Origin of the sequence: Kribbella sp. NBC_01484, from assembly GCF_036227145.1 — a bacterium.
Lineage (GTDB): Bacteria > Actinomycetota > Actinomycetes > Propionibacteriales > Kribbellaceae > Kribbella.
Map to the genome: position 1 here is coordinate 5,527,695 of NZ_CP109437.1, position 23,027 is coordinate 5,550,721.

The window sequence follows — 23,027 nt, forward strand, 5'->3', positions numbered from 1 at the left end:
TCCACCGCACCGGCGTCGTAGACTCGCGGGGTGGCAGGCCGGATCAAGGACGAGGACATCGCGCTGGTGCGCGAGCGGGCCCGGATCGACGACATTGTCGGCTCGTACGTGACCTTGAAGAACGCCGGCGGTGGTTCGCTGAAGGGATTGTGCCCGTTCCACGACGAGAAGTCGCCGTCGTTCAACGTCACCCCGGCGCGCGGGTTCTTCTACTGCTTCGGCTGCCAGGAGGGCGGCGACGTGATCGACTTCATCCAGAAGATCGATCAGATCACCTTCCACGAGGCGGTCGAGACGCTGGCTGCGAAGGTCGGCATCCAGCTGCGGTACGACGAGTCCGGCGCGCCGCTGCAGCGTGGACCCGGTAACCAGCGTCCCCGGCTGGTCGAGGCGCACAAGGTCGCCGCGGAGTACTACGTCGAGCAGCTGTTCGGTGCGGCCGACGCGTCGCTCGGCCGCCAGTTTCTGGACAAGCGGGGCTTCGACAAGGATGCCGCCGTCCACTTCGGCGTCGGGTTCGCGCCGCGTGGCGGTGAGGCGCTGACCAACCACCTGCGCGGCCGCGGCTTCACGAATGCCGAGCTGGTCGCGTCCGGTCTGTCCGCCGAGGGACAGCGTGGACTGTACGACCGGTTTCGCGGCCGGCTGATGTGGCCGATCCGGGACGCGTCCGCGGACGTGATCGGGTTCGGCGCCCGCCGGCTGTTCGACGACGACCGGATCGAAGCGAAGTACCTGAACACCCCCGAGACCCCGATCTACAAGAAGTCCAAGGTCCTGTACGGCGTCGACGTCGCCCGCCGCGAGATCGCGAAGGGCCGGCAGGCCGTGGTCGTCGAGGGCTACACCGACGTGATGGCTTGCCACCTGGCCGGGGTGCAGACGGCGGTCGCCACCTGTGGCACGTCGTTCGGCGAGGATCACGCGCGGGTCCTGCGGCAGCTGCTGCTCGACCACGACCAGTTCCGCGGCGAGGTGATCTTCACCTTCGACGGTGACGAGGCCGGCCAGCGAGCGGCGCTGAAGGCGTTCGCGGGTGACCAGGCCTTCGCATCGCAGACGTACGTCGCGGTCGAGCCGGACGGCCTGGACCCGTGCGATCTGCGGTTGCAGAAGGGCGATGCCGCGGTCCGTGAGCTGATCGGCCGGCGGGTCCCGCTGTACCGCTTCGTGCTCACCAACGTGCTGTCGAAGTACGACCTGGATCGTGCGGACACGCGGATCGACGCGCTGCGCGAGGCGGCCCGGCTGGTGATCAGCATCCGCGACCGGTCGAAGGTGGACGCCTTCACCCGCGAGCTCGCCGGGCAGCTCGGCATGGAGGTCGACCAGGTCCGCTCCGAGGTCTATCGGGCGGCCTCCCGGCCGGCCCCCGCGCCCGCAGCGTCCAGTGATCGCGGGCCGGTCGTCGTACAGACCGAGTCTCCGGCGCCTCCGCCGCGCGTCGACATCCCGTCGCCGCGGGACCAGCGGTTCGTGATCGAGTGGGACGCGCTGAAGATCGCGATGCAGCATCCGCTCCTGGTCGGCGTCGCCTTCGACGAGCTCGACGACCACGACTTCACGCATCCCTGGCTGGCCGCGGTCCGCGCCGGGATGGCGAAGGCCGGTGGTCCGGCGGCCGCTCCTCCCGGTGAGGCGTGGGTGGTCGCCGTGCGCGATGCCATCGGCAACGATCCGGCGGCCGCGGTGGTCAGCGCGCTGGCCGTGGATCCGTTGCGGCTGGGGCGCGAGCCCGACGAGCAGTACGCGCAGGCGTTGCTGGCCCGGTTGCAGGAGCTGACGTGTGCGCGGCGGATCCAGGACCTGAAATCCAAGCTGCAGCGGACGAATCCGATCGACCGCGCCGACGACTACAACAAGATGTTCGGCCAGCTGATCGCGCTCGAGGCGTATCGCGCCGACCTCCGCAAGAAGGCCATCTCCGGCGCTCTCTAGTCGTTGCCGGCCAGGTGTGACACGAGCCGGGCGGCTTGCTCGGCGTACCGTTCGGCGAAGTCCTTGGCGTCGGGATCCAGGCCGAGCGCGCGGGCGATCTGCGGGAACACCACCGGCGCCGAGGCCAGGCCGAACAGCGCAAGACCGGCGTACGCCGGATCGAGGTCGGCCGCGAGCTCGCCGGCGGCCTGTCGTTGGCGGAAGTCGGCGAGCATGCCCTGGAACCGCGCGAACCGCCCCTCCTCGTCCTGGCCGTCGGAGTCGCCGTCGACGCCTTCGCGGACCAGCAGCCGGAGCAGATCGGGCTGTGCCATCGCCGCCTGTGCGTAGGCGGCAACGACCTCGCCCAGCGTGCCGGCGTCCGCGGTGATGGTCGGCTCACCGGCCCGCCAGCGCTCGGCAACGGCGCGATAGAGACCTTCCTTGCCGCCGAAGTAGTACGAGATCAACTGCTTGTTGACACCGGCCCGCCGGGCGATCTCGCTGACTCGCGCGCCGCTGAAGCCGTGCGCGCCGAACTCTGCCACCGCCGCGTCCAGCAACTGCTGCCGGCTTCGCTCGGCGTCGCGCCGGCGCTCATCAGGCCCTGGGGATCTCCGCACAGCGCCCATCGTAGCGGAGCTGCCATCCACCGTGCTAACTTAATCATCCAGATGGTTGATAGAATCCTCTCAATGGATGATTAAGGAGTGCGTGATGCGAGTTGCGATCGTCGGAGCCGGGATCGGCGGGCTGGCGCTGGCCCACGGGTTGGTCAAGGCGGGCGTGGACGTCACGGTGTACGAGCGGGATCCGTCGCCGCGGCACCGCAACCAGGGGTACCGGATCCACATCAGCCCGGTGGGGGAGGAGGCGCTGGCCGCGCTGCTGCCGGATGCGGTACGCCGCCGTGTCATCGAGACCGCGACGCATCCGGGGGATCTGCTGGCCGGGTTCGACAGTCAGTTGAAGCCGATGTTCGAGCAGGTCTTTCCGGGTGGCGGACCCGACAGGGTGACCGCGGTCGATCGGTATGCGTTCCGGCGGGCGCTGATGACCGGGCTCGACGACGTCCTCGTGTTCGGCAAGCAGTTCGAGTCGTACGTCGTTGACGGCGACGAGGTCGGGATCCGGTTCGCGGACGGGACTTCGGCGACTGCCGACGTACTGGTCGGGGCGGACGGTGTCGGATCGCGCGTTCGGGCTCAGGTGGTGCCCGACTTCGAGGTGGCCGACATCGGGGTGCGGTGCATCTACGGCAAGGTGCCGCTGAGCCCGGCGGTGAAATCCCTTGTGCCACAGGCGTTCCTCCGTGGTTTCAGCTTCGTCAGCAACGGGCGCGGGGCGGGTGCGGCGTTCGCGCCGGTGCTGTTCCGGACGCCGCCGGAGGAGTACGGCGACTACCTGATGTCGGTCCTCACCGGGACGAACGCCGTACTCGGATGCGCCGATGACGAACTCTCCGCGATGTCCCCGGCCGACCTGTGGAGCATCGTCGCCCGCGTGACCGCGTCGTGGCACCCGACCGTCCGCGAGCTGGTCGCGTCCGCGGAGGTCGACGCCGCGTTCCCCATCACCCTCCGGACCTGCCGGCGCGTCGCCACCTGGCCCGTCTCCCGCGTCACCCTGCTCGGCGACGCCATCCACCCGATGACCCCCGCCGCCGGCGCCGGCGCCAACACCGCCCTCTGGGACGCCGTCCGTCTGACCCGGGCACTGACCGAAGAGACCCCGGTGCTCGAGGCGCTCACGTCGTATCAGCGGGACGTGACTCCGCACGGTCAGGCCGCGGTCACCGAATCGCTCGAGAACGCGCAACGTCTCTTCAGCGTGACCATCTGAGCGGTCTGACGGCCGGCTGAGAATCTGAGGGTTCGTGCCGCGGATCTAAGGGTTTCCCTCGGATGTGGCAAGGGTGGTGTGGAGAGAAGTTGGGGGGAGTAACAGCAACCCAAGGGGAGGTTTCGCGATGAGCGAAGTAGTGGTCGACAGTTCGCAATCTGTCGAGGTGTTGGACGAAAGTACGTTGCTGCCGTTGGGCAAGTCGGCGGGAGTGCTGGCCGATGACCCGGCGCTCGACAGCGAGTTCGCCGAGCCGCGCGGCAACAGCGATGAGGTCGCCCTGGAACCGGGCGAGGAGCCGGGTCAGGAGACTCGGCCCGATGAGGCCGTGAAGTCGGCCGACGAGGTCGATCCGGACGGGGGGCAGTGAGATGGCGATCCGCACCGGGCAGGCCGCGATCGACTTCGCGCAGGGCCAAGTGACGAACCCGAGCCAGGATTGGTTCCGCCAGTGTCTGGTCTTCGTCCGGAAGTGCTTCAACGTCGGGCCGCTGTACGGGTCGGCCGAGAAGGGCTACTTCGGGGCCGACTTCAGGCACGGCACCACGGGTACGCCACCACTCGGAGTCCCCGTCTGGTGGACCAACGGAGGTGACGGGCACGTCGCCATCAGCGCCGGCGACGGGACCTGCTTCAGCAACGACATCAAGCGGCACGGCAAGATCGACAGGGTCGCGATCTCGTTCATCACCCGCAGCTGGGGACAGCAGTACCGCGGCTGGAGCGAGGACGTCAACGGAGTCCGGGTCTTTCGGCCGATGGCCCCACCACAGATGCCGGTTGTCGACCTCAGCAACGTCATCGACGCCGCGCGCCGTGACCAGTTCCGTCCGAAGGGGGACGGGCTGCACGAGCGCGACGTACTGATCGTGGAGAAGGCGCTGCGGCACCAGGGCCTCAAGCCGGCGGAGTTCGTCGACGGCTACGCCGGTACCGAGTTCCGCAAGGCCTACGCGCTCTTCCAGAAGGCCACGGTCCCGCCCCCGTTCGACGGGATCCCGGGCATCACGAGCCTGACCAAACTGGGTCAACGCAACGGCTTCCGCGTCGTCCAGTAGACCGGGTCGAACCGCCGGCGGGTCGTCGACACGGTCAAACAGCCGTAGCAACACCTGCACTGACCTCCCGGGCTCAGGCCCGGGAGGTCAGTGCAGCGGCGGTGGTTCGGCCAGCGCTGCGCGGGCGTCGAGTGCGTCGATCGCTGCCAGGGACTTCCGGTACCACTTCACGCTGCGCTGGAAGACCGACTGGAAGAGATTGCAGAACACCGAGAACCGGAAGTCCCACTCACAGAGCTCCCAGCTGTAGTCGTCGACACCCGCACCGCGCAGACCTTCCCAGTAGCGCCGCAGCAGGACCCGATCCCGCGCGAGCCGGTCGTCGGCGGGCACCACGGTGAGGCAGTACGCGAGATCATGCGGGCCGAGGCCCGGCTTCGCCTCCGACCAGTCGATCACTTTCGGGCGTACGTCGTTCGGCGCGAAGAAGACGTTGCCGAGGAAGTGGAAGTCGCCGTGGATCAGCGTGATCGCCCGGCCGTCGGCCACACGCGCGTGGAACTGCCGCACCCAGGGGTCGAGAACCTCGTCGAGCCGTGAGCGCTCGGCAGTGTCGAGCTCACTGGTAGAGGCAAAGAAGCTCGTAGCTTCGGCCCGCACGGCTGCCGCATGCTGCGTGATCACCTCCGGCGGCCAGGCCTGCGCCACACTGGTCGCCGACGGCTCGGGATGCGCGGAGTCGAGCACATCGAACGGGACGTCGTTCCAGAATCGCGCGTGCAGATCCACCAGCGCTTCGATCGTGCCGCGCAGTTGCGCCTCTGACACGGTGACGCCTGGTAGGCGATAGCCGGCCGCGTTCAGGTCCTCGCTCAGCAGCAGGATGCGTCCACCCTCGCCGGCGTCACTGACGCCTACCAGCTGAGGCGCTGGATGATCCCAGCGCGGCGCGAGCTGCTCGAAGAACCGGACCTCGCGGCGCGCTCCGACCGCGCCGGCACCTGTCGCGTGCTTACCGATCACGCTGAGGTCCGGGCGGTCCGCGAACCGGAGACGTAGCCGGGCAACGTCGGCCGACGACGCCGTGAACGTCTCGACCACGTCGACGCCGATCACCGGAACACCCAGTGCCTGGCTCACTTCTGCTACCGAGAACGTCATCAGATCGCGGTGTTGAGGAATGAGGTGACGGCCGCCAAGAAGGCCGTAGGTGCCTCTCGATGGACGCTGTGACCGACCGGGATCTCCTGGAACGTTCCGCGAGGCATCCGGTCGGCCATCGCGCGCATCTGATCCTGCGGGAAAGGGCTGGTCGGCCCGCCACCGAGCACCAGCGCGGGAACGCGGATCTCGGCAAGCTCACCGAGCCAGCCGGGATCGGGTGAGTTCACCTGTCCGACAAGCGCGACCCGCGCGTCCCAGTCGTACCCAAGCGGTTCGTCCGAGCGCTCGGGTACCGGCCGGCGCTGCGGGAACGGCGGCGGTGGCTCGACGAGCACCAGCGGGCCGGTACGGTCCGGCCGCCGGGCCGCATGCAGGTACGCCGCGACCGCGCCCATTGAGTGCCCGACCACAACCGGCGCAGTGAGTCCACGCTCCTCGAGGAACTCGTCCAGGTCGGCAGCCAGTAACTCGAACGCATACGCGTCCGCCGGCCCTGTCGTACCGTGGCCCCGCTGGTCGGGCAAATACACCCGCCAGTTCTGAGCAAGCGTCCCGACGACCCCGTCGAACGACGATCCATCCGATGTCAGCCCATGCAGCAACACCATCGCCTGAGCGTCGAGCGGCCCATGGGTCCGAACAGACAATCGCATAGGCGCATCCTGCCACCGAGGCAGGTCCGCCTACTTCACGATGATGGTGGCGGTCATGGACGGGTGGATGGAGCAGTGGTACGGCACCGTGCCGGCGGTGGTGAAGGTGTGCGTGAAGGTCTGACCGCTCCCCATCGCCGACGAAGCGAACGAGTTGTCATCGGCCGTGACGGTGTGTTGTGTCGAGTCGTCGAACTTCCAGGTCACCGTCGCGCCGACCGGGACGGTCAGGCTCATCGGCGTGAACATGAAGTTGTTGATCTCGACCGTCGAGCCGCCGCTGGGAGCGGCCGAACCGCTGGTCGTGGCTGAACCACTGGTCGCCGGCGGAGCCGCGGTTGCGGACGGGCTCGCTCCGCCGTTATTCGAGCCGCAGCCGGTTGCCAGGGCGAGTAACGCCAGCACCGCGACGAGGACGAAAAGTGGTCGTCCCGAGGGTTTCATGTGTGCCTCATTCAGCGGGAACACGCAGCTATTCGACGCTACGCCGGAGGCACCCGGTTGGAAATGCCTGGGTGCTCAGCCGGTGCCGGTGACGTCGAGGATGAACCGCTGTGCGGGACTCAACCGCTTGTAGGTCTCGACTCGGAGGTAGGCCTGCTGGTCGAGCTGTTGTGGCAGGTGACGCAGCGCGAAATACGAGTGCATCGCCCGGCGCGGCTTGTCGGTGCGGTTCTGGGTGCCGCCGTGCCAGAGGTGGCTGTTGAACACCACGACCGTTCCAGCCTTGCCGGTCAGCTGGATCTGGTCCGGGTGCTCGTCGGCCGGGTCGGCCATCTCGTCGCCGGGCATGGTTCCGCGCCGGTGCGACCCGGGTACTACGCGCGTCGCGCCGTTCTCCGGCGTGAAGTCGTCGAGCAGCCAGATCGAGTTGCACACCTCGTAGGCGCCGGGCTCGACCGGGTGACCGAAGTCGGCGTGCAGGCCCTGGTGCCCCTGACCCGGATGTGCCGCGCGGCTGTTGAGGGATGACAACTTGAACTCGCCGAGCACGTGCTTCATCGCGGCCAGCACGCGTGGGTGGCTGAAGCAGACCTCGAACTTCGGATCCTTGTTGATCAGGTCGGCGAGCCGGTCGGTGCCGTGCTCCTGGTGCACCTCCAGGCCTGCCCGGTCGCCCTCGGCGGCGGTGAGCTCCGCCAGCCGCTTGTTGAATCCGGACACCTCCTCCGGCGTGAGGACACCCTCCAGCGGGAGGAATCCATCGCGATCCAGACGGTCCTTCTCGTCTTGCGTGAGTACGTCGCCGGTCACGCCGAGGTCGCGCAATGCGGTCGTCATATCCATCCAAGCACTCCTTCACAGATGCACGAATCGATGCCAGCATCGATGCGACCTGCTCGCGAAACAATGCAGAAGGCGACAGTGGTTATGCACGAATCGCGTCAGCTGCTCGGCGCCGGCATCCACACCGCCGGGCCGGGCAAGGACTACCCGTCGCACGCGCACACCTCGTGGGAGCTCGTCTACTACGTGCGCGGGCGGATCACCTGCCCGGTCGGCGACGCGACGTACGCCGCCACGCCGGGGACCGTATTGCTCACCCCTCCGCGGACATGGCACGCCGAGCTGAGCCGCACCGGCTACGCCAATCGCTTCCTCCAGGTCGACGCCGCCGCCGACTCGCCGTGGCCACGCATCTGCTTCGACGACGGCGACCGGAGTCTCGGCCGAGTCTTCGACACGCTCGTACGCGAAAGTACTCAGCCCTCCGACGACAGCGACCGGCTCTGCACACTGCTGCTCGCCGAACTCGACCTCCTCCTGCGCCGCGCGGCGGCGACGTCGCCGGTGACCGCGGCGGAGCAACTCATCGCACAAGCCGAACGGATCTTCGAGGAGCGCTTCGCCTCGCGCATCCGGATCGCCACTGTCGCCGCCGAACTCGGCATCTCGCCGTCCGGCCTCCGAGCGTCGTTCGCCCGACTCCGCGGTACCAGCCCGCGCGCAGCCCTCCAGCACGTCCGCCTGCGCCACGCCCTAGGTCACATCCGCAACTCCACCCTGCCTCTGCAGGCGATCGCAGACCTCACCGGCTACGACTCGGTCAGCCACCTGAGCCGCCACATCAAGGCCGCCACCGGCTCATCACCAGGCGCTCTGCGCACCGTGGAATGAGGCCGTGGCTCGCGGATGGCTGGACCGGGACTGCGCACCGCCTTACTGTCTTGGGTACGACGAATCACGCTGGAGGTGTCGGCCCAGGCGCCGACGTCTGAGCGCGCTGGGAGGTAGGGGTGCCTCAGCGGCAGGACGCAGGCTCGGCTTCTCCCCGACGGCTGGCGATCGCCCGCGTGTCGGGGTTCCTGCTGCTTGTCGTGGCGAGTGTGCTCGGAACGGCGCAGGCGGCGATTGCGACGACGACGCAACAAGATGTCACCTACCTCAACTCTGCCCACCAGGTCAATCTGACGATCATCCAGGCCAGCGTGGCTGCCAAGACCCAAGGCAAGAGTGCGTGCGTGCGGCAGGCGGGCGCCATCCTGGAACGCGACCATCGCAAGCTGGCCGCGCAGGAGCTCGAGGCCGCAAGCCAACTCGGGGTCGGGCTGGTCCCCATCCCTTCGCTGGCACAGCGCCAGCAACTCGACGCCCTCGCGGCCAAGGCCGGGACCTCTGGGTACGACGACGCCTGGCTGGCGTTGCAGCGCGAGTGGCACCAGCAGTACCAGACGCTGATCACGGCCGAGCTGGCGAACGGCACCCAGCCCGCCGTCAAGTCAGTGGCCAAGGGCGCCCAGCCGGTGATCCAGATGCATCAGGACATGGTGAAAGGTCCCTGCCACGTCGGGACCCAGTCCCCGACGGTGCCCACCGGCGACGGTGGCCAGATGGCCGACACTCAGGCGATACGCTCGCTGACAGGTCTGGTCCTGCTCGGCCTCGGGATCCTCCTGCTCGCCGGCAAACCGATCCGAGCCCGCCGGCACCTCCTGGGCCTCTCAGTGTTCGTCATCGGCGCCGCCCTGCTCCTCAGCGGGCCGCCCGGCGACGCCGGCAAGGTCCCCCAAGCCGCCCCCGCAGCCGCAGAACCCGAAGCCGCGATCCCGCCAACCCACCTGACCCTCCCCGGCTTCGTCAACGCCTCGGTAACCCCGGTCGCAACCGCCCCCGACGGCCAACTCCAGGTCCCGAAGTCCCCAACCTCTGTGGGCTGGTGGGCTCCGGGCGCCGGCCCAGGCTCAGCCGGTGGCACCGTCGTCCTCGTCGGCCACGTAGACACCGCCCGCCAAGGCAACGGCGTCTTCGCCCCCCTGTGGAACGTCCCGATCGGCACCAAGGTCACCATCACCGCCGGCGACGGCCGCCCCCACCGGTACGAGATAGTCGCCCGCCGCATCTACAACCAGGAAGCCCTACCCGCCGACCTCTTCCACGGCGCCGCAAAACCCCGCCTGGCCCTGATCACCTGCACCGGCCCCTACAACCACAAAACCCACCACTACACCCAAAACCTGGTCCTCTACGCCACCCCCCTGAACCAAACCTGACCAGCCGGTGGTGGCCTGGGCTTTCGGACACTGAAGCCACGCCGGGCCGTGCCGTCGTCCGAACGTCCGCAGTTCCCCCAGGCCCTGGTTTGCCTGATAGTCCGCTAAGAAGATGGCGACGCGGACATTCCTAGGCGGCCGGCAACGTTGATACTGGCAAGACGGCCAGTGTGGCCGCCAAGGAGGAGTTGATCATGAGCCTGATCGGAGCCCTGGTCGGGTACGCCCTGTCGGCGTTCATTTTGGTGTTGCTGGCCCGGATGGTGCTGGACTGGTCGGGCGTGTTGGCGAACGGACCTCAGTGGGCGAGCCGGGCCCGCGAGCTGACGCATGCCTGGACGGAGCCGGTGATCGGGCGGGTGCGGCGGGTACTGCCCCCGGTGCGCGTCGGCGGGCTGGGGATCGACTTGGCCTTCACAGCGGTCTTCATCGCCGCACTGATCCTGCGCTCAATCGCCTTCAGCCTGTAGCAGCAGGACCGCCGTTAGCCGTCATCGCGCCGTACGGCCCTTCGGGTGCCACCCAGGCTCCGGGCTGGAGGGTGCTGGAGCCGGCCGCTGCCGTCACCCAGTTCCTTCACGGTGAGGCGTAGCCGGTCGGACCGAGCGGGTCTCATCGACCGCGTTCGTCGAGGTAGCCCGCGGCACCTGAGAACGACTAGCCGCGTGTACGGGCATCCGAGGATGCCGGGACGTTGAACCGTGCGATGCTGCCCTGGCGCATGGAATGCGGGAGACACAGGAGGACGTCATGGGACGGCAGATCATCACGACCGCGAACGCGCCGAGTTCGCCGCTCTACAGCCAGGGAGTCAAGGCTGGGCCCCACGTGCTCGTGTCGGGCATCGTCGGCATCGATCCGAGGACCGGCAGTCTCGTCGAGACCACGATCCAAGCTCAGACAAGGCAGGCGTTGACGAATTGTGAGGCCATCCTGGAGGCCGGCGGCGCCGGCCTGGAGGACGTTCTCGAGGTGGGCGTACTGCTCACGGACCCAGCAGACTTCGCCGGCCTGAACGAGGAGTATGCGCGATGGTTCCCGTCTGACCCGCCGACTCGCTACGTCGCCAAGCTCGGCGTCGACCTGCCGGGACTGCTCGTCTCGATCCGGATGACCGCCTTCGTCGGGTAACGCCCCGCTCCCAGCCGGAGCCAAGTCAGGCCGTCATGGCGGGGGCTGTCGGGGATGACACGGCGAACAGGAAGAGGGCGAACCCCACGGCCGATGGACCGTGAAAGCCATGTCGCTCATCACAGAGGGGCGTCACTCGGTCCGGACGGCGGCCGCCACTCGCGTCTCAGCAACCCGTAGACCCACGAGTCCGATACCTCGCCGTTCACGACGCAGTCTTCCCGCAACGTCCCTTCCCGCACGAATCCGAGCTTCTCCAGGACACGGGCAGATGCCACGTTGCGCGTATCGGCCTCGGCCTGGACTCGATTCAGGTCCAGCGCGTCGAAGGCCCACCGCAGCAAAGAGCGCGCGGCCTCCGTCGCGTATCCGTGACCCCATGCCGCATCGTCGAGGCAGTAGCCCAACGCAGCACTGCGGTAGTCCGGGTTCCACCGGGTCAGACTGCACCAGCCGATGAAGGCACCGTCGGAAGCACGGTCCATTGCCAGCCGCGCCCCGGTGCCTTCGTCCGCCATCTGCCGGCAAGCCGCGATGAAGCGCTGGGCGCGCGCACGCTCGCCCCACGGCGGCGCGTCCCAATAGCGCAGCACGTAGGCGTTGCTGTGCAACGCGAAGAGGTGGTCTGCGTCCGCGTCGGTGAACGGTCGGAGCAGCAGGCGATCGGAGTGCAGCGTGGGGGAGGGCAGAGACATGAGTGCCATATTGCCTCACCGCGAGGCCCTCACGCCGTCTACGCATTGGGATCCCGAATCCCGCTGTTCCATTGTTAGGGTGGCTTGCCATAAGGCATGTAGACGTCGTGGTCGAGGCGTCGCGGCAGCGACGAGTGGAGGCTTGGAAGCGATGTTCCTGCTTCAGATGTCGGGAGTTCCAGGTTCCGGGAAGTCCACTGTCGCCGCCCACGTCGCAGACACCCATGGTGCGGTTGCCGTTGACTACGACGTCATCAGGAGTGCTGTTCTCGATGCGGGCTTCGACGTTGCCGCTAGTGCCAAGGCGGCGTACGAGGTCATATACGCGCTGGCTCGTGAGGTGCTCGGCCAGGGTCATCCAGTGGTCATGGACAGTCCGTGTTTTTGGCCGAGGATCCTGAACGAGGGCATGGAAATCGCCAGGGCGCACGATGTGAGGTACAGATACATCGAGTGCCAGGTTCGTGATCTGAAACTCCTCGACGAGAGGCTCGGTCGGCGGCCGCGGCTGAGAAGCCACCGTCGCGGCGTGGACCTTCCGCCGGTGGACCTCGGTGACCAGCCGGTGGACGGGGAGGCGCTGTTCCGCGATTCGCTGGACCGTGTTCAACGTCCCTTTGACAACTACCTCCAGCTGGACATGCACCGACCGCTCTCCGAACTACTGCCCGAGGTCGACGTCTACTTGAAGGCATAGGCGGGAGACGTAGATCACATTCGGGTGTGGCTCACAGATTGTCCAGGCTGTTTCGTCGGTTGGGTGCAAGAGCTACCTGAAAGGAATCACCGTGCTTGTGCGCCGTAGGTAGCTGCGGCTGCGCTCGAGCCGGTCGATCTTCTGCCTAAGGCAGACGGGGGCGAACGGCGACCGCCTGCCGCCCCCGGCGATGGATAGCGTCACATGTCTCCCCATCCACACCCTTGGAGTCCGCATGAACCACGCCCCTGGCTTCCTCCTCTCCCGCCGTACTCTCCTACGCGCGGGAGCCGGCGCCTCGCTCGCCGCGCTCGGGCTCGGCGTCGGCGCGCAGACCGCCTCCGCGGTGACCACCACCAAGCGGTTCGATCTCACGCAGCCGTCGTACGACCTGTTCCGGTCCATGCGGACGCACGGTCCGCGGGTCCAGCAGAGCTTCGCCTTCGACTGGGTGCACAAGTACTTGTTCGTGGCAACCAAACGGGTCGGAGCCGCCGAGTCCGACGGCAACCTGTGCATCAGCAAGATGGACTTTCACGGGAACTACATCTCGTACATGCACCTCAACGGCTTCGGCCACGGCGTCGCCTTCGCCGCGCTGCCGCGCGGCAATGGCACCGAGCTGTGGGTCGAGTGCGCCAAGAACAAGAACGGGTTCGGCACCGCGCTCACCCCCGTCCAGTACGCCGCCAACACCACCCTCGGCTCGCCGGCTGCCTCGGCCGCCTACCGGCCGATCTCGGGGGCCACCGAGTACACCTGCTCCGTTGATCCGGTCTACCAGCGGATGATCGTGCGCTACCAGAGCAGCGGCGGCAAGCGCATCGCCGTGTACCCCCTGTCCGCCTTCCAGACGCGCAGCTTCGGTTCGCCGCTGGTCGACTTCAAGCAGCCGACCATCTCCGGCACTCCGCAGGGCTACGCCCTCTACGGCTCGTACATGTACTACCTGACGGGCAACCCGTACCCCGGCGACGGCCACCCCAACGGCGACGGCAACACGAAGATCAGCAGCATCAACATCAACACCGGTACCGTGAAGGAAAAGCCGGTCCTCACCAAGGCCGGCGGCAAGCTCTGGTACCGCGAGCCCGAGGGCCTGGCAATCTACAAAACCGATGGTGGCGAGGTCCGCCTCTTCATCGGCTTCGCCACCGGCAAGAAGGACCACCGGCGCTCCAGCATCTTCTACAAGAATGTGCTGGTCTGAGCCATGTCCGCCCGGCGACCGCCCGTCGGCCGCCGGGCACCAATGAGCTCGAGGGAGGCGCGGGACCCGCCTGTCAGGAACGTGACAGGTGGCAGGAACAGGCGCCTGGAACTGCATTGTCACCGGCTGGATCGGGGTGACATGATCCAGCGGTTTGTCGTGTCGGGGCAGTGGCTGAAGGGGCGAGTGCGTGCTACGCAGGATCCACAGAGGGCGGGCGTTCCGGGCGGGTGCGGTCATCGTGCTCGCGATCTCGACCGCGACAGCGACCACGGCGGTAGCGGCGGCTCTGCCACCAGCAGACACGGCGGGTGCCCCGCACGGGAGCTACTCGGTTCCGGCCGGGTGCAACGTCGGTGAGACCTCATCCGACGCGACCACACCGCTTGCTCGCTGCTACGCGGTAGGTCGCGCCGATCAGCGTGGGGCGTTGCTGCAACAGCAGGACGGGCCGCTGCCGACCTCGCTGGGACCGGCACAGATCGAGGATGCGTATGACCTGCCCGAGGGCGGCGAAGGCCGGACTGTGGCGATTGTCGATGCCTTCGGCTACAACAACGCCGAGTCCGACCTCGCCGTCTTCCGCGCGCACTACGGCCTCGCGCCCTGTACGACGGAGAACGGCTGCTTCACCAAGGTCGACCAGCGCGGCGGCTCCGACCTTCCGCGGGAGGATCCCGACTGGTCCATCGAGACAGCCCTCGACCTCGACGCGGTCTCGTCGGCCTGCCCCGGCTGCCATATTCTGCTCGTCCAGGCCGACAGCAACAGTTCGCCGGATCTGGGCCAGGCCGTCGACACTGCGGCGTCGCTGGGCGCGGTCGCCATCTCCAACTCGTACGGCATCGACGGCGAGCTGCCGTTCGAGTCGTACTACGACCATTACTACGACCACCCCGGCGTCGCGGTCACAGTGTCGTCCGGAGACCTCGGCAACGTGCAGAGCTACCCGGCTACCTCGCCGAACGTGATCGCCGTCGGCGGTACGACGCTCACCCGGGACAAGTCCACGACGCGCGGCTGGCGCGAGACTGCCTGGGTGGATGGTGGTAGCGGCTGCTCGCGCTACGAGTCGCGACCCGAGTTCCAGGAAGGTCTCGACACCGGGTGCGCCGGCAAGCGAGCCACTGCCGATGTCGCGGCCGACGCCGACAGCGAGACCGGACTCGCCGTCTACAACACCTTCGGGCAAGACGGTTGGGCGCAATGGGGTGGGACCTCCCTCTCCTCGCCGCTCGTCGCGGCGATGTACGCGCTCGCCGGGACCCCGGTCCCTGGGAGCAATCCAGCGACGTACTTGTATCGCAAGAACATCTCGCTGCACGACGTCACCGAAGGAGCCGACGGCACCTGTGGCGACATCCGGTGCACGGCTGGTCCGGGCTGGGACGGTCCGACCGGCGTTGGTACGCCCAACGGTGTCTCGGCCCTGACCCTCGGCGCCCACGGACAAATCGCGGGCTCGGTGCGATCGGGCCAGCACGCGCTCGACGGCGCGACCGTCACCTTCACCGACGCGAGCGGCTATGCCACTCACACCGTTGCCGACGGCCATGGTCGCTACAGCCTCGCGGTGGCGGCAGGGACCTATCGGATCGTTGCCTCCAAGTTCGGGTACGCCGACGCGACCGTCGACCAGGTCACCGTGTCCGCGGGCGCCACCACCAGCAAGAACCTCACGCTGCCAGCCCTCGCCAGCCGGACCGTCACCGGCACCGTGACCGACGGGTCGGGCCAGGGCTGGCCGGTGTACGCGAAGATCTCCGTCGACGGCGATCCGAACGGAGCCGTCCACACCGACCCGTTCACCGGCCGCTATCGCGTCGACCTCCCGGTCGGTACGACGTACAAGCTGCACGTCGAGGCGGTCGACATGCCAGGCTACGCGCCGGCGCACAGCACTGTTGCCGTCAGCAACGGGCGAGGCTCGCTGGTGCAGGACGTCGCGCTGTCCGTCGACGGTTCGGCCTGTACCGCGGCGGGGTACGCGTACTCCTACCACGGCGCCGGCACCGGCTTCGAGGGATGGTCGGATGCGCAGGACAACTGGCAGGTGAGCGACGACGCGGGGACCGGCAAGACCTGGACCTTCGGCGATCCCGGTGCCAAGGGCAACCTCACCGGGGGCAGCGGCCAGTTCGCGGTCGTCGACAACTGGACGTCACCCGTCGATCGGAACGACACCAGCCTGACCAGCCCGGCCGTTGACCTGGCCGGGCAGTCGAAGCCGGTGATCGGTTTCGACACCTATTACTACGACTACGGCTTCGGCACGCAGGACGGGTACGTCGACCTGAGCCTCGACGGCGGGGCGACCTGGGGGAACGTCTGGCGCGCGCCGGATGCGTTTGTCCAGGGGCATGTCGAAGTCCCGGTTCCACAAGCCGCGAACGCGAAGGACGTCCGGGTGCGGTTCCGCTTCAGTGGTGAGAACGACAACTACTGGGAGTTGGACAACGTGTACGTCGGCACTCGCTCGTGCGAGGCGACGCCCGGTGGACTCGTGGCCGGCTTCGTGCGCGACCACAACACCGGCGCGGCGTTGACCGGCGTACAGATCTCCGGAGGAACGCCGGCCGTGAGCCAGGCGACACCTGAGGACGCGCAGCTCGGCGACGGCTACTACTGGCTGTTCAGCAATCACGCCGGCCGGGTCCCGCTGACCGCTTCGGGGCGTCGCTATGCGTCGGCTGCCGCCACTGCGGCCGTCGCCGAGCATCGGACGGCCCGCCAGGACTGGTCGCTGCGGGCGGGACAGGTGACTGTCACCCCACACTCGATGTCGGTCAGCACTGGAGGACGGCCGGTGGATTCGCGCACCGTGACGTTCACCAACCACGGCACCGAGCCGGCCAAGGTGACCATCGTCGAACAGGACCGCGGATTCACGCCGGCCGGCGTTCAGCGCCGTACGGCGTCGCCCGGTGCACCGCTGCGACGAGAGAAGGTGGATGCTGCGCCGCTCTCGTTCGCCCAGCAGCACGGGAAAGGACACGAACCCGCACCGTCGCGTGACGTCTCGCAGAACCCGGCGTGGTCCGCTCTCCCGGACTATCCGACACCGATCATGGACAACGTCGTCGCCGCGAACGACGGCATCGTCTACTCGGTCGCCGGAGCAACCGACAACGGCCTGACCGGTGCCGGGTACGCGTACGACGCGACGGCCAAGTCCTGGCGGCGGATCGCCGACCTACCCGAGCCGCGCGAGAACGCGGTCGGCGGCTTCGTCGGCGGCAAGCTGTACGTCGCCGGAGGCTGGGACGTGCAGGGCAACCTGACCTCGACGACCTACGTCTACGACCCGGCGGCGAACCGGTGGTCGCGCGTCGCGGATCTGCCGTCGCCGAGCAGTGCGGCGGCAGGCGCCGTCGCCGGCGGGAAGCTGTACGTCGTCGCAGGCTGCGAAGCCGTGGCCTGCGCCGAGACGGCTCCCACGTATCGCTACGACTCCGGCCATGACGCCTGGACGCGGCTGGCGGAGTACCCCGAGCACGTGGTGATGCAGGGCTGCACCGGCTCGGCGGACAGTGTGATCTGCGCCGGCGGTCTGGTGCCGTCGGACGACCCGTGGCACGAATTCCCGGTTGCCAGCGCGTATCAGTACGTCGCCGGCTCGGACACCTGGACCCGGATCGCCGACCTGCCCTATCCCGTCTGGGGAATGGCGTCCTCGGGCAGTGGCGGCAAGCTGCAGCTCGTCGGCGGCATCACCAGCGGTTCGATCACCAACCAGGCCGTCGAATTCGACCCCGAGAGCGGTGCGTGGTCGGCGCTGCCCAACGCGACGTACACCATGTTCCGCGGCGGTGCAGCCTGTGGGCTGAGCCGGATCGGCGGTTCGATCGGTTCCTTCACCGCATCGCCGTACGCCGAGCAGTTGCCCGGCCAGGATGCCTGCGTGACCGGCTCCGACGTGGGATGGCTTTCGACCGACCGTACGCAGCTCACGGTGCCGCCCGGCGGGTCGGTGACAGTACGCGTGCGATTCGATCCCGCTGCCACCTCGACGGCCGGTGCCTATGCCGCCCGCTTCGCGTTCGTGACCGATACGCCGTACGACGTGACACCGGTGGCGGTCACGCTGACCCGCAGGTGACCTCTACCGCCTTGCCGAAAGGCCTCCGAACGACGGCATCCACTACGGTCTGACCCCGCCGGCGCTGGTCGGCGGACCAGTTCCATGCCGAGTGCAACCGGGTGGCCGCGCCGACCTCGTCCATCAGCGCGTGGATGTGCCGTTGCACCCGTGCGGATGCCTGGTGACGTCGTGTGTGCCGGATCGGTCCGTGGATGCAACCAACTCAACCCTCGTAGGCGTGTCTAACCCGGTACCGAGGATGAGGAGGACAGATGAGTGATCGGGACGCAGCGTTCGAGGCGTACTTCGCTGCACGTTCCGACGCCATGCGCGGCACGGCATACCTGCTGTGCGGCGACTGGCATCGCGCGGAAGACCTGGTCCAGCAGACGTTCACGAAGATCTACCTGGTGTGGCGCCGGATCCAGCGGCACGAGGCAATGGACAGCTACACCAGGCAGACCCTCGTACGTACGTTCCTGTCCGAGCGGCGCCGGGGGTGGTTCCGGTACGAGTCGGTCGGGTCTCAGTCGGCCGATCGGGCGGCGCCGTCGTCTGGCCTTGCCGACGAACGGCTCGTGTTGTTGGAGGCACTCGCGAAGGTGCCGCCGAGGCAACGCGCCGTTCTGGTCCTGCGGTACTGGGAGGACGCGTCCGTCGACCAGACGGCCGCGCTGCTCGAATGCTCGGCGGGAACTGTCAAGAGCCAGGCTGCGCGCGGGCTGGCGACGCTGCGCGGTCTGCTTGAAGAGGAGAGGGTTCGATGAACGAAGAGGATCTCAACGAGGCATTGCATGACGTCATGGTGCGCAGCAGTCCGCCGCCGTCGATGGATCCTGCGCACGCGCTTGAACAGGGCCGCCGGGCGCGCAGGCGGCGCAGGGTGGCGTGGGCCGGGGTCGCCGTCGTGCCGCTGGTGGTTGGCGTCGGGGCCGGTCCCGCACTGGTCGCGAACTACACCGGTAACCGGTCGGCGGGCCAGATGGTGGCGAGCGGCACCAGCACGACGCAGCCAGTGTCTACACCGCCGCCGGTCTCCACCGTGACGCCGACGACGACGCCGACGACGCGGAAGACAAATGACCCGTGGCCGGACGGCCAGGTGGACCGCACGGCGACCGCGGGTCCTCGCGCCGCTCGGTCCGTGACTCTGATGAACGAACTGAGCTCGTCGGTGCCGCCGGGGTTCAGCACGCCGAACCTGAAGTACCCGGACGGTCGCTCGATGAGATGGCCGCAGAGCCAGTACGCGTCCAATGCCGGGGAGCAGGACTATTGGGAGTACAAGGCCTCCATCCCGGTGCAGAAAGACGACCGGGTCGGCCAGTTGCTGGTGCAGTCGACCACGCCCGACGGGAAAGCGGCGATGGACCCCTGCAAGCTGGCGCAGAAGTTCTGGGGTGGCACCGGTCCCTGCACCATCGTGGTCGTCGGCGGCAAGAAGGTCGGCTTACTGACCACCAATGGGCGCGGCAGCTACGACCAGTGGGCCGCGTACCGGCACGACGACGGCACCGTCGTGTACCTCGCTCAGGCCAAGCAGAGCGGCGATCAGCGGCGGTCGCCGCTGACGCAACCGGTGTTCACCAAGAACCAGCTGGCCGAGCTGGTGACGTCGGCGAAGTTCAAGATCAGCACCTGATCAGGGCAGCAGCACCGCGAGGGGAACCGCTCCCGGCGGAGCGAAGGGCGCTGGGCACGCGACCGGCCGAGAAATTCTGGCCGGTCGCGAAGGCCTGCAGCTCGGGCACCTGGCGGCCGGGTTACGGGGTATCCACGGAGATCAGGTTGGCGAGCTGCTCCGGGAGGCCGGGGGAGAAGTAGACGTGTCCCATGCCAGGGACGACGTGCAGGTGTGCATCCGGGATGGCGGCGGCCAGAGCCTCGCCGTGGGCCAGCGTGAAGATCGGGTCCTGGTCACCGTGGACGATCGTGGTCGGCGCGGTGATCGTCGACAGGGGAGTGAGCAGGTCCGGGCCCTTCTTCCGGCCGATCAGGCCGTGGTGGGCGGCGGCGGACGGGTCGGTGGCCCTCGTCCAGCAGCGCTGGAGCATCGCTCTGACGGCCGGTTCGTCGAAGGGGCGGACGTCGCCGTTCATGACCTGGAAGATGGCTACGTCGGCATCCACACCCGGCGGAGTGCCGTCCGAGTCGGCCACGTGCTGCAGGAAACGCGGGGTCGGCGGGGGCAGGTCGTTGGGGTCGGCGGGTTGCCCGGCCATGGCTCGTTGCCAAACCGGACCGGGATCGTGGCTCATGGGAGTGGTCGAGAGCAGGGTCAAGGAGCGTACGCGGGCCGGCTTGTGCACGGCCAGCCACTGCGCGATCACGCCGCCCATCGATGCCCCGGCGACGTGGGCGGACGGCAGCTCATAGGCGTCCAGGATGGCTACAGCGTCGACGGCCAGGTCGGAGAGGCCGTACGGATGCCGGTCGAAGTCGATGATGCTCGAGCGCCCGGTGTCGCGATGGTCGAACCGGATCACCTGCACGCCGCGAACGACGAGGCGGTTGACCAGCGCCTCGGGGAAGGTGATGCCCTGAGCTGACGCGCCCGCGATCAGCAGAACGGCGGGATGATCGGGGTTTCCGATCCGCTCGGTCCACAAGCGCAGCGGACCGGAGGTCACGAACATCTCGGTCATGACACCTGACACTAGGCGATCCATCGACGCGAGCCGACGGAACTTCACCGCCAGCAGACGTCGCCTCACCACGACGAGTTCACCGGCGAGGCGGGCTAGGGACGCCCCTCCGTGCCTTATCGTCTCGACGCGAGTCGAAGGCCCGCCTTCAGGGCAGCCGGTCGCCCTCGTGGATCTGACTGTTGCGGCAAGACCGAGAGGTGACCGAGGCAACACCCGGCTCCTCGCCGGCTACGGTCGTGCGTCGCCCGCGTGACCCCGTCGCGAGCTCGAGCATGTGGCGGCATCGGGGGTCTCCGCGAGCCGCGGGTGAACCGAAAACCGTTTCCGCGCATGGCCGCCCGAATGATGAGGTGGTGACGTGAGCGACCACACGGCTGTGCGAGCGAATACCCTGGCCTGGGCAGCCAGTCGCCTCGCCGCCGGTGAACGGATCGTCCGCGCCGATGTTCTGCTTGGCGGCATCACCGCGGAGATGCGACGGTTGACCATCGGCAGTCTGAACGGAGACACCCGCACCTTGGTGCTGCGTTCGTACGTCGGCGTGGGCAATGCCAACCACGCCCTGACCAGAGAAGCCACCGCACTGACGATGCTTGCAGCAACAGAGGTGACGGCTCCCGAGTTGGTCGGGGTCGATCCCCTCGCTGCGGAGTGCGAGTACCCGTCGCTGCTGATGACGCATCTGCCGGGTCGGACCCTCCTGAACGCCACCTGACCACGTCCGAAATCAACAGTGCCCGGCCCTGCCGCGGTCATCAGCGGCCCTGCACTGAGTCGGCAGGACGACGCCGGTCCCGGCGATCGCGTCCTCGAGGGGCCTGATCCGTACCTCGTGCTCGACGGTCACCCGGGAGTACGCCCTACCTGGGTGCCTGGAAGCCGCCGATCTTCTGCTCGAGCAGTTCGGCCAGCCGTAGCGGGGTGCGGTCCTGGAACATCGGACCGATGAGCTGCACTCCCACCGGCAGGCCTTCGGGGGACCGGCCAGCGGGGATGGCGGTGGCGGGCAGGCCGGGCATGGTGGCCAGACCGGCCAGGACGAGCTGGTCGAAGTACGGGTACTCGACGCCGTCGATGTCGATCCGGCGTTCCAGCGGATTGGGGTTGTGGTCGTGCGGGAACGCGGGCGTCGGCGTGATCGGACAGACCACGACATCGAACTCGGCGAAAAGCTGCCGCCAGCCGTGCCGGTGGAGCTCGCGACGGCTGTTCGCCTCCATCCAGTCACGGTGGCTGGACACCATGCCGCGCAACCGCACCGCGTCCAGACTCTGGTCGGCCGCGCTCAGTCCGGCCGCTCGGGTCCGCAGCTGTTCGTACGCTTCGACGGGAAAACGGGCAACGGAGCCTGAAAACAAAAACTGCATGTAGAGCGTCGCGGCCTCAGTCAGATCGGGCAGCAGCGGACTGTGCCGTTCGACGCGGGCGCCGCCGTCGACAAGCGCGTCGGCCACCCGGTTCACGCCCGCTCGTACGGCGGACCCGGTCGGAATGAGCGGATGCTCCTCGATGACCAGGACCCGGAAGTCGCGGAGCCGCTCGTGGCGCGCGGGCGGCAGCGTCACGTCGTACGCGACGCCGAGCGTCAGCGGGTCCGGTCCGGCCATCACGTCGAGCAGGAGCATGAGGTCGCGGGCGGTGCGCGCCATCGGGCCGACAACGGCGAGGTCGAGATCGACCGGCAAGGCGGGCGCGGACGGAGCGACCATGCCGCGGGTTGCCGCCAGCCCAAGCGTCGGCTTGTGTGCGTAGACACCGCAGAAATGCGCGGGAGTGCGCAGCGAGCCGGCGAGGTCGGAGCCGATGGACAACGGGCCGAATCCAGCCGCCAGGGCCGCCGCTGATCCGCCGGAGGATCCACCCGACGTGCGGGCGTGATCCCACGGGTTGTTGGTGGTGCCGTAGATCTCGTTGAAGCTCTGGATATCTTGCAGCCCCAACGGAACATTGGTCTTGCCGAGCACCACCGCGCCGGCGGCCTTGAGCCGCGACACCTGTACCGCGTCCTCGGCCGGCAGATAGTTCCGGTGCTGCGGCATGCCCCAGGTCGTGGGCAGCCCGGTGAGGTTGTAGGACTCCTTGACCGTCACCGGAATACCGAGCAGCGGCCGATCCTCGCCACAGGCCCGCGCCTCATCGGCCGAGCGCGCCGCAGCCCGTGCGCGGTCGAAGTCCGGCACACAGATCGCGTTGATCACCTTGTCGTCCCGCTCGATACGGGCTATCGCCTCCTCGGTCAGTTCCACTGAGGTCGTCTCACCGGCACGCAAAGCGGCCGAAAGCTCTTCGGTCGAAAGAAAACTCCACTCCATGAATCCGACGCTATCGGCCTGCCGCAGCGGCCATAAAATGGCGCTTCGCGCAACGGGAAGCCGAACGGGCCACCTGGTCACGCACTCGTTCTGCCATCGAAGATGGCCCACCCAGGTCAGCGATTCGGCAGTGGGAAACTCCACTGGCACAGGGGTCAGAGGGCGCGGTTAACACGCTGTTCACAATC

At 68.0% G+C, this 23,027-nt stretch carries 22 protein-coding genes; 14 read left to right on the forward strand and 8 right to left on the reverse strand.

Translation table 11 applies throughout. The features are described 5' to 3' along the window. Positions 1–30: 30 nt before the first annotated feature. On the forward strand, positions 31–1,938 hold the full coding sequence (gene dnaG / locus OG555_RS27245) for a DNA primase (RefSeq protein ID WP_329475394.1): 1,908 nt from the start codon (positions 31–33) through the stop codon (positions 1,936–1,938). Here the strand turns inward: dnaG and OG555_RS27250 are convergent. Then, positions 1,935–2,540, reverse strand: a complete 606-nt coding sequence (locus OG555_RS27250; protein WP_329475395.1) for a TetR/AcrR family transcriptional regulator — start codon at positions 2,538–2,540, stop codon at positions 1,935–1,937. The two genes, dnaG and OG555_RS27250, sit on opposite strands and share 4 nt — an antisense overlap. A gap of 94 nt (positions 2,541–2,634) precedes the next feature. Between OG555_RS27250 and OG555_RS27255 the strand changes: the two genes are divergently transcribed. From OG555_RS27255 to OG555_RS27265, 3 genes are all read left to right on the forward strand, one after another. Then, positions 2,635–3,759: an FAD-dependent oxidoreductase gene (locus tag OG555_RS27255; RefSeq protein WP_329475396.1), complete on the forward strand. Its 1,125-nt coding sequence runs from the start codon at positions 2,635–2,637 to the stop codon at positions 3,757–3,759. 127 nt (positions 3,760–3,886) lie between these two features. Continuing rightward, positions 3,887–4,129 carry a hypothetical protein gene (locus OG555_RS27260; protein WP_329475397.1) on the forward strand — a complete coding sequence of 81 codons (243 nt, stop codon included), beginning with the start codon at positions 3,887–3,889 and terminating at the stop codon, positions 4,127–4,129. A gap of 1 nt (position 4,130) precedes the next feature. Further along, complete coding sequence (locus OG555_RS27265) at positions 4,131–4,817, forward strand: hypothetical protein (protein WP_329475398.1); 687 nt, start codon at positions 4,131–4,133, stop codon at positions 4,815–4,817. A gap of 87 nt (positions 4,818–4,904) precedes the next feature. Here the strand turns inward: OG555_RS27265 and OG555_RS27270 are convergent, their stop codons facing one another. From OG555_RS27270 to OG555_RS27285, 4 genes are all read right to left on the reverse strand, one after another. Then, entirely contained in the window at positions 4,905–5,918 is a 1,014-nt protein-coding gene (locus tag OG555_RS27270; protein ID WP_329475399.1) for a phosphotransferase family protein, read from the reverse strand. Further along, positions 5,918–6,574, reverse strand: a complete 657-nt coding sequence (locus OG555_RS27275) for an alpha/beta fold hydrolase (RefSeq protein ID WP_329475400.1) — start codon at positions 6,572–6,574, stop codon at positions 5,918–5,920. Before OG555_RS27275 ends, OG555_RS27270 begins: the two co-directional genes overlap by 1 nt. A gap of 30 nt (positions 6,575–6,604) precedes the next feature. Beyond that, positions 6,605–7,018, reverse strand: a complete 414-nt coding sequence (locus tag OG555_RS27280; RefSeq protein ID WP_329475401.1) for a cupredoxin domain-containing protein — start codon at positions 7,016–7,018, stop codon at positions 6,605–6,607. 75 nt (positions 7,019–7,093) lie between these two features. Beyond that, positions 7,094–7,861: a phytanoyl-CoA dioxygenase family protein gene (locus OG555_RS27285; RefSeq protein WP_329475402.1), complete on the reverse strand. Its 768-nt coding sequence runs from the start codon at positions 7,859–7,861 to the stop codon at positions 7,094–7,096. A gap of 84 nt (positions 7,862–7,945) precedes the next feature. On the opposite strand from OG555_RS27285, the gene OG555_RS27290 reads away from it, so the two are divergent. The 4 genes from OG555_RS27290 (at position 7,946) to OG555_RS27305 (ending at position 11,196) form a co-directional block, all read left to right on the forward strand. Next, on the forward strand, positions 7,946–8,692 hold the full coding sequence (locus tag OG555_RS27290; RefSeq protein WP_329475403.1) for an AraC family transcriptional regulator: 747 nt from the start codon (positions 7,946–7,948) through the stop codon (positions 8,690–8,692). Positions 8,693–8,811: 119 nt separating this feature from the next. Beyond that, positions 8,812–10,065: a DUF4142 domain-containing protein gene (locus tag OG555_RS27295; protein ID WP_329475404.1), complete on the forward strand. Its 1,254-nt coding sequence runs from the start codon at positions 8,812–8,814 to the stop codon at positions 10,063–10,065. 194 nt (positions 10,066–10,259) lie between these two features. Then, entirely contained in the window at positions 10,260–10,535 is a 276-nt protein-coding gene (locus tag OG555_RS27300; RefSeq protein ID WP_329475405.1) for a YggT family protein, read from the forward strand. 280 nt (positions 10,536–10,815) lie between these two features. Next, positions 10,816–11,196, forward strand: a complete 381-nt coding sequence (locus tag OG555_RS27305) for a RidA family protein (RefSeq protein WP_329475406.1) — start codon at positions 10,816–10,818, stop codon at positions 11,194–11,196. Between the two features lie 119 nt (positions 11,197–11,315). Here the strand turns inward: OG555_RS27305 and OG555_RS27310 are convergent, their stop codons facing one another. After that, positions 11,316–11,891 (reverse strand): GNAT family N-acetyltransferase, encoded by a 576-nt coding sequence (locus tag OG555_RS27310; protein ID WP_329475407.1) that lies wholly within the window; start codon positions 11,889–11,891, stop codon positions 11,316–11,318. A 151-nt stretch (positions 11,892–12,042) separates the two neighbouring features. Here OG555_RS27310 and OG555_RS27315 point away from each other — a divergent pair, with 151 nt between their 5' ends. From OG555_RS27315 to OG555_RS27335, 5 genes are all read left to right on the forward strand, one after another. Continuing rightward, positions 12,043–12,588, forward strand: coding sequence for an AAA family ATPase (locus OG555_RS27315; protein ID WP_329475408.1), 546 nt, complete (start codon positions 12,043–12,045; stop codon positions 12,586–12,588). Between the two features lie 235 nt (positions 12,589–12,823). Further along, entirely contained in the window at positions 12,824–13,798 is a 975-nt protein-coding gene (locus OG555_RS27320) for a phage baseplate protein (protein ID WP_329475409.1), read from the forward strand. A 190-nt stretch (positions 13,799–13,988) separates the two neighbouring features. Further along, positions 13,989–17,897 carry a carboxypeptidase regulatory-like domain-containing protein gene (locus OG555_RS27325; protein ID WP_329475410.1) on the forward strand — a complete coding sequence of 1,303 codons (3,909 nt, stop codon included), beginning with the start codon at positions 13,989–13,991 and terminating at the stop codon, positions 17,895–17,897. A gap of 254 nt (positions 17,898–18,151) precedes the next feature. After that, positions 18,152–18,646, forward strand: a complete 495-nt coding sequence (locus OG555_RS27330) for a SigE family RNA polymerase sigma factor (RefSeq protein ID WP_329475411.1) — start codon at positions 18,152–18,154, stop codon at positions 18,644–18,646. After that, entirely contained in the window at positions 18,643–19,521 is an 879-nt protein-coding gene (locus OG555_RS27335; RefSeq protein WP_329475412.1) for a hypothetical protein, read from the forward strand. Before OG555_RS27330 ends, OG555_RS27335 begins: the two co-directional genes overlap by 4 nt. 121 nt (positions 19,522–19,642) lie before the next feature. Here OG555_RS27335 and OG555_RS27340 read toward each other — a convergent pair whose 3' ends face one another. Next, entirely contained in the window at positions 19,643–20,524 is an 882-nt protein-coding gene (locus tag OG555_RS27340; protein WP_329475413.1) for an alpha/beta fold hydrolase, read from the reverse strand. 361 nt (positions 20,525–20,885) lie between these two features. On the opposite strand from OG555_RS27340, the gene OG555_RS27345 reads away from it, so the two are divergent. Continuing rightward, positions 20,886–21,242: a phosphotransferase gene (locus OG555_RS27345; RefSeq protein WP_329475414.1), complete on the forward strand. Its 357-nt coding sequence runs from the start codon at positions 20,886–20,888 to the stop codon at positions 21,240–21,242. Between the two features lie 145 nt (positions 21,243–21,387). Here OG555_RS27345 and OG555_RS27350 read toward each other — a convergent pair whose 3' ends face one another. Continuing rightward, on the reverse strand, positions 21,388–22,983 hold the full coding sequence (locus tag OG555_RS27350) for an amidase (protein WP_329475415.1): 1,596 nt from the start codon (positions 22,981–22,983) through the stop codon (positions 21,388–21,390). Positions 22,984–23,027: the final 44 nt, after the last annotated feature.

Coding starts and splice junctions, on each gene's coding strand:
- OG555_RS27255 (WP_329475396.1), top strand. CDS start 2,635: ATGCGAGTTGCGATCGTCGGAGCCGGGATCGGCGGGCTGGCGCTGGCC.
- OG555_RS27260 (WP_329475397.1), top strand. CDS start 3,887: ATGAGCGAAGTAGTGGTCGACAGTTCGCAATCTGTCGAGGTGTTGGAC.
- OG555_RS27265 (WP_329475398.1), top strand. CDS start 4,131: ATGGCGATCCGCACCGGGCAGGCCGCGATCGACTTCGCGCAGGGCCAA.
- OG555_RS27270 (WP_329475399.1), bottom strand. CDS start 5,918: ATGACGTTCTCGGTAGCAGAAGTGAGCCAGGCACTGGGTGTTCCGGTG.
- OG555_RS27275 (WP_329475400.1), bottom strand. CDS start 6,574: ATGCGATTGTCTGTTCGGACCCATGGGCCGCTCGACGCTCAGGCGATG.
- OG555_RS27280 (WP_329475401.1), bottom strand. CDS start 7,018: ATGAAACCCTCGGGACGACCACTTTTCGTCCTCGTCGCGGTGCTGGCG.
- OG555_RS27285 (WP_329475402.1), bottom strand. CDS start 7,861: ATGGATATGACGACCGCATTGCGCGACCTCGGCGTGACCGGCGACGTA.
- OG555_RS27290 (WP_329475403.1), top strand. CDS start 7,946: ATGCACGAATCGCGTCAGCTGCTCGGCGCCGGCATCCACACCGCCGGG.
- OG555_RS27300 (WP_329475405.1), top strand. CDS start 10,260: ATGAGCCTGATCGGAGCCCTGGTCGGGTACGCCCTGTCGGCGTTCATT.
- OG555_RS27305 (WP_329475406.1), top strand. CDS start 10,816: ATGGGACGGCAGATCATCACGACCGCGAACGCGCCGAGTTCGCCGCTC.
- OG555_RS27310 (WP_329475407.1), bottom strand. CDS start 11,891: ATGTCTCTGCCCTCCCCCACGCTGCACTCCGATCGCCTGCTGCTCCGA.
- OG555_RS27315 (WP_329475408.1), top strand. CDS start 12,043: ATGTTCCTGCTTCAGATGTCGGGAGTTCCAGGTTCCGGGAAGTCCACT.
- OG555_RS27320 (WP_329475409.1), top strand. CDS start 12,824: ATGAACCACGCCCCTGGCTTCCTCCTCTCCCGCCGTACTCTCCTACGC.
- OG555_RS27330 (WP_329475411.1), top strand. CDS start 18,152: ATGAGTGATCGGGACGCAGCGTTCGAGGCGTACTTCGCTGCACGTTCC.
- OG555_RS27335 (WP_329475412.1), top strand. CDS start 18,643: ATGAACGAAGAGGATCTCAACGAGGCATTGCATGACGTCATGGTGCGC.
- OG555_RS27340 (WP_329475413.1), bottom strand. CDS start 20,524: ATGACCGAGATGTTCGTGACCTCCGGTCCGCTGCGCTTGTGGACCGAG.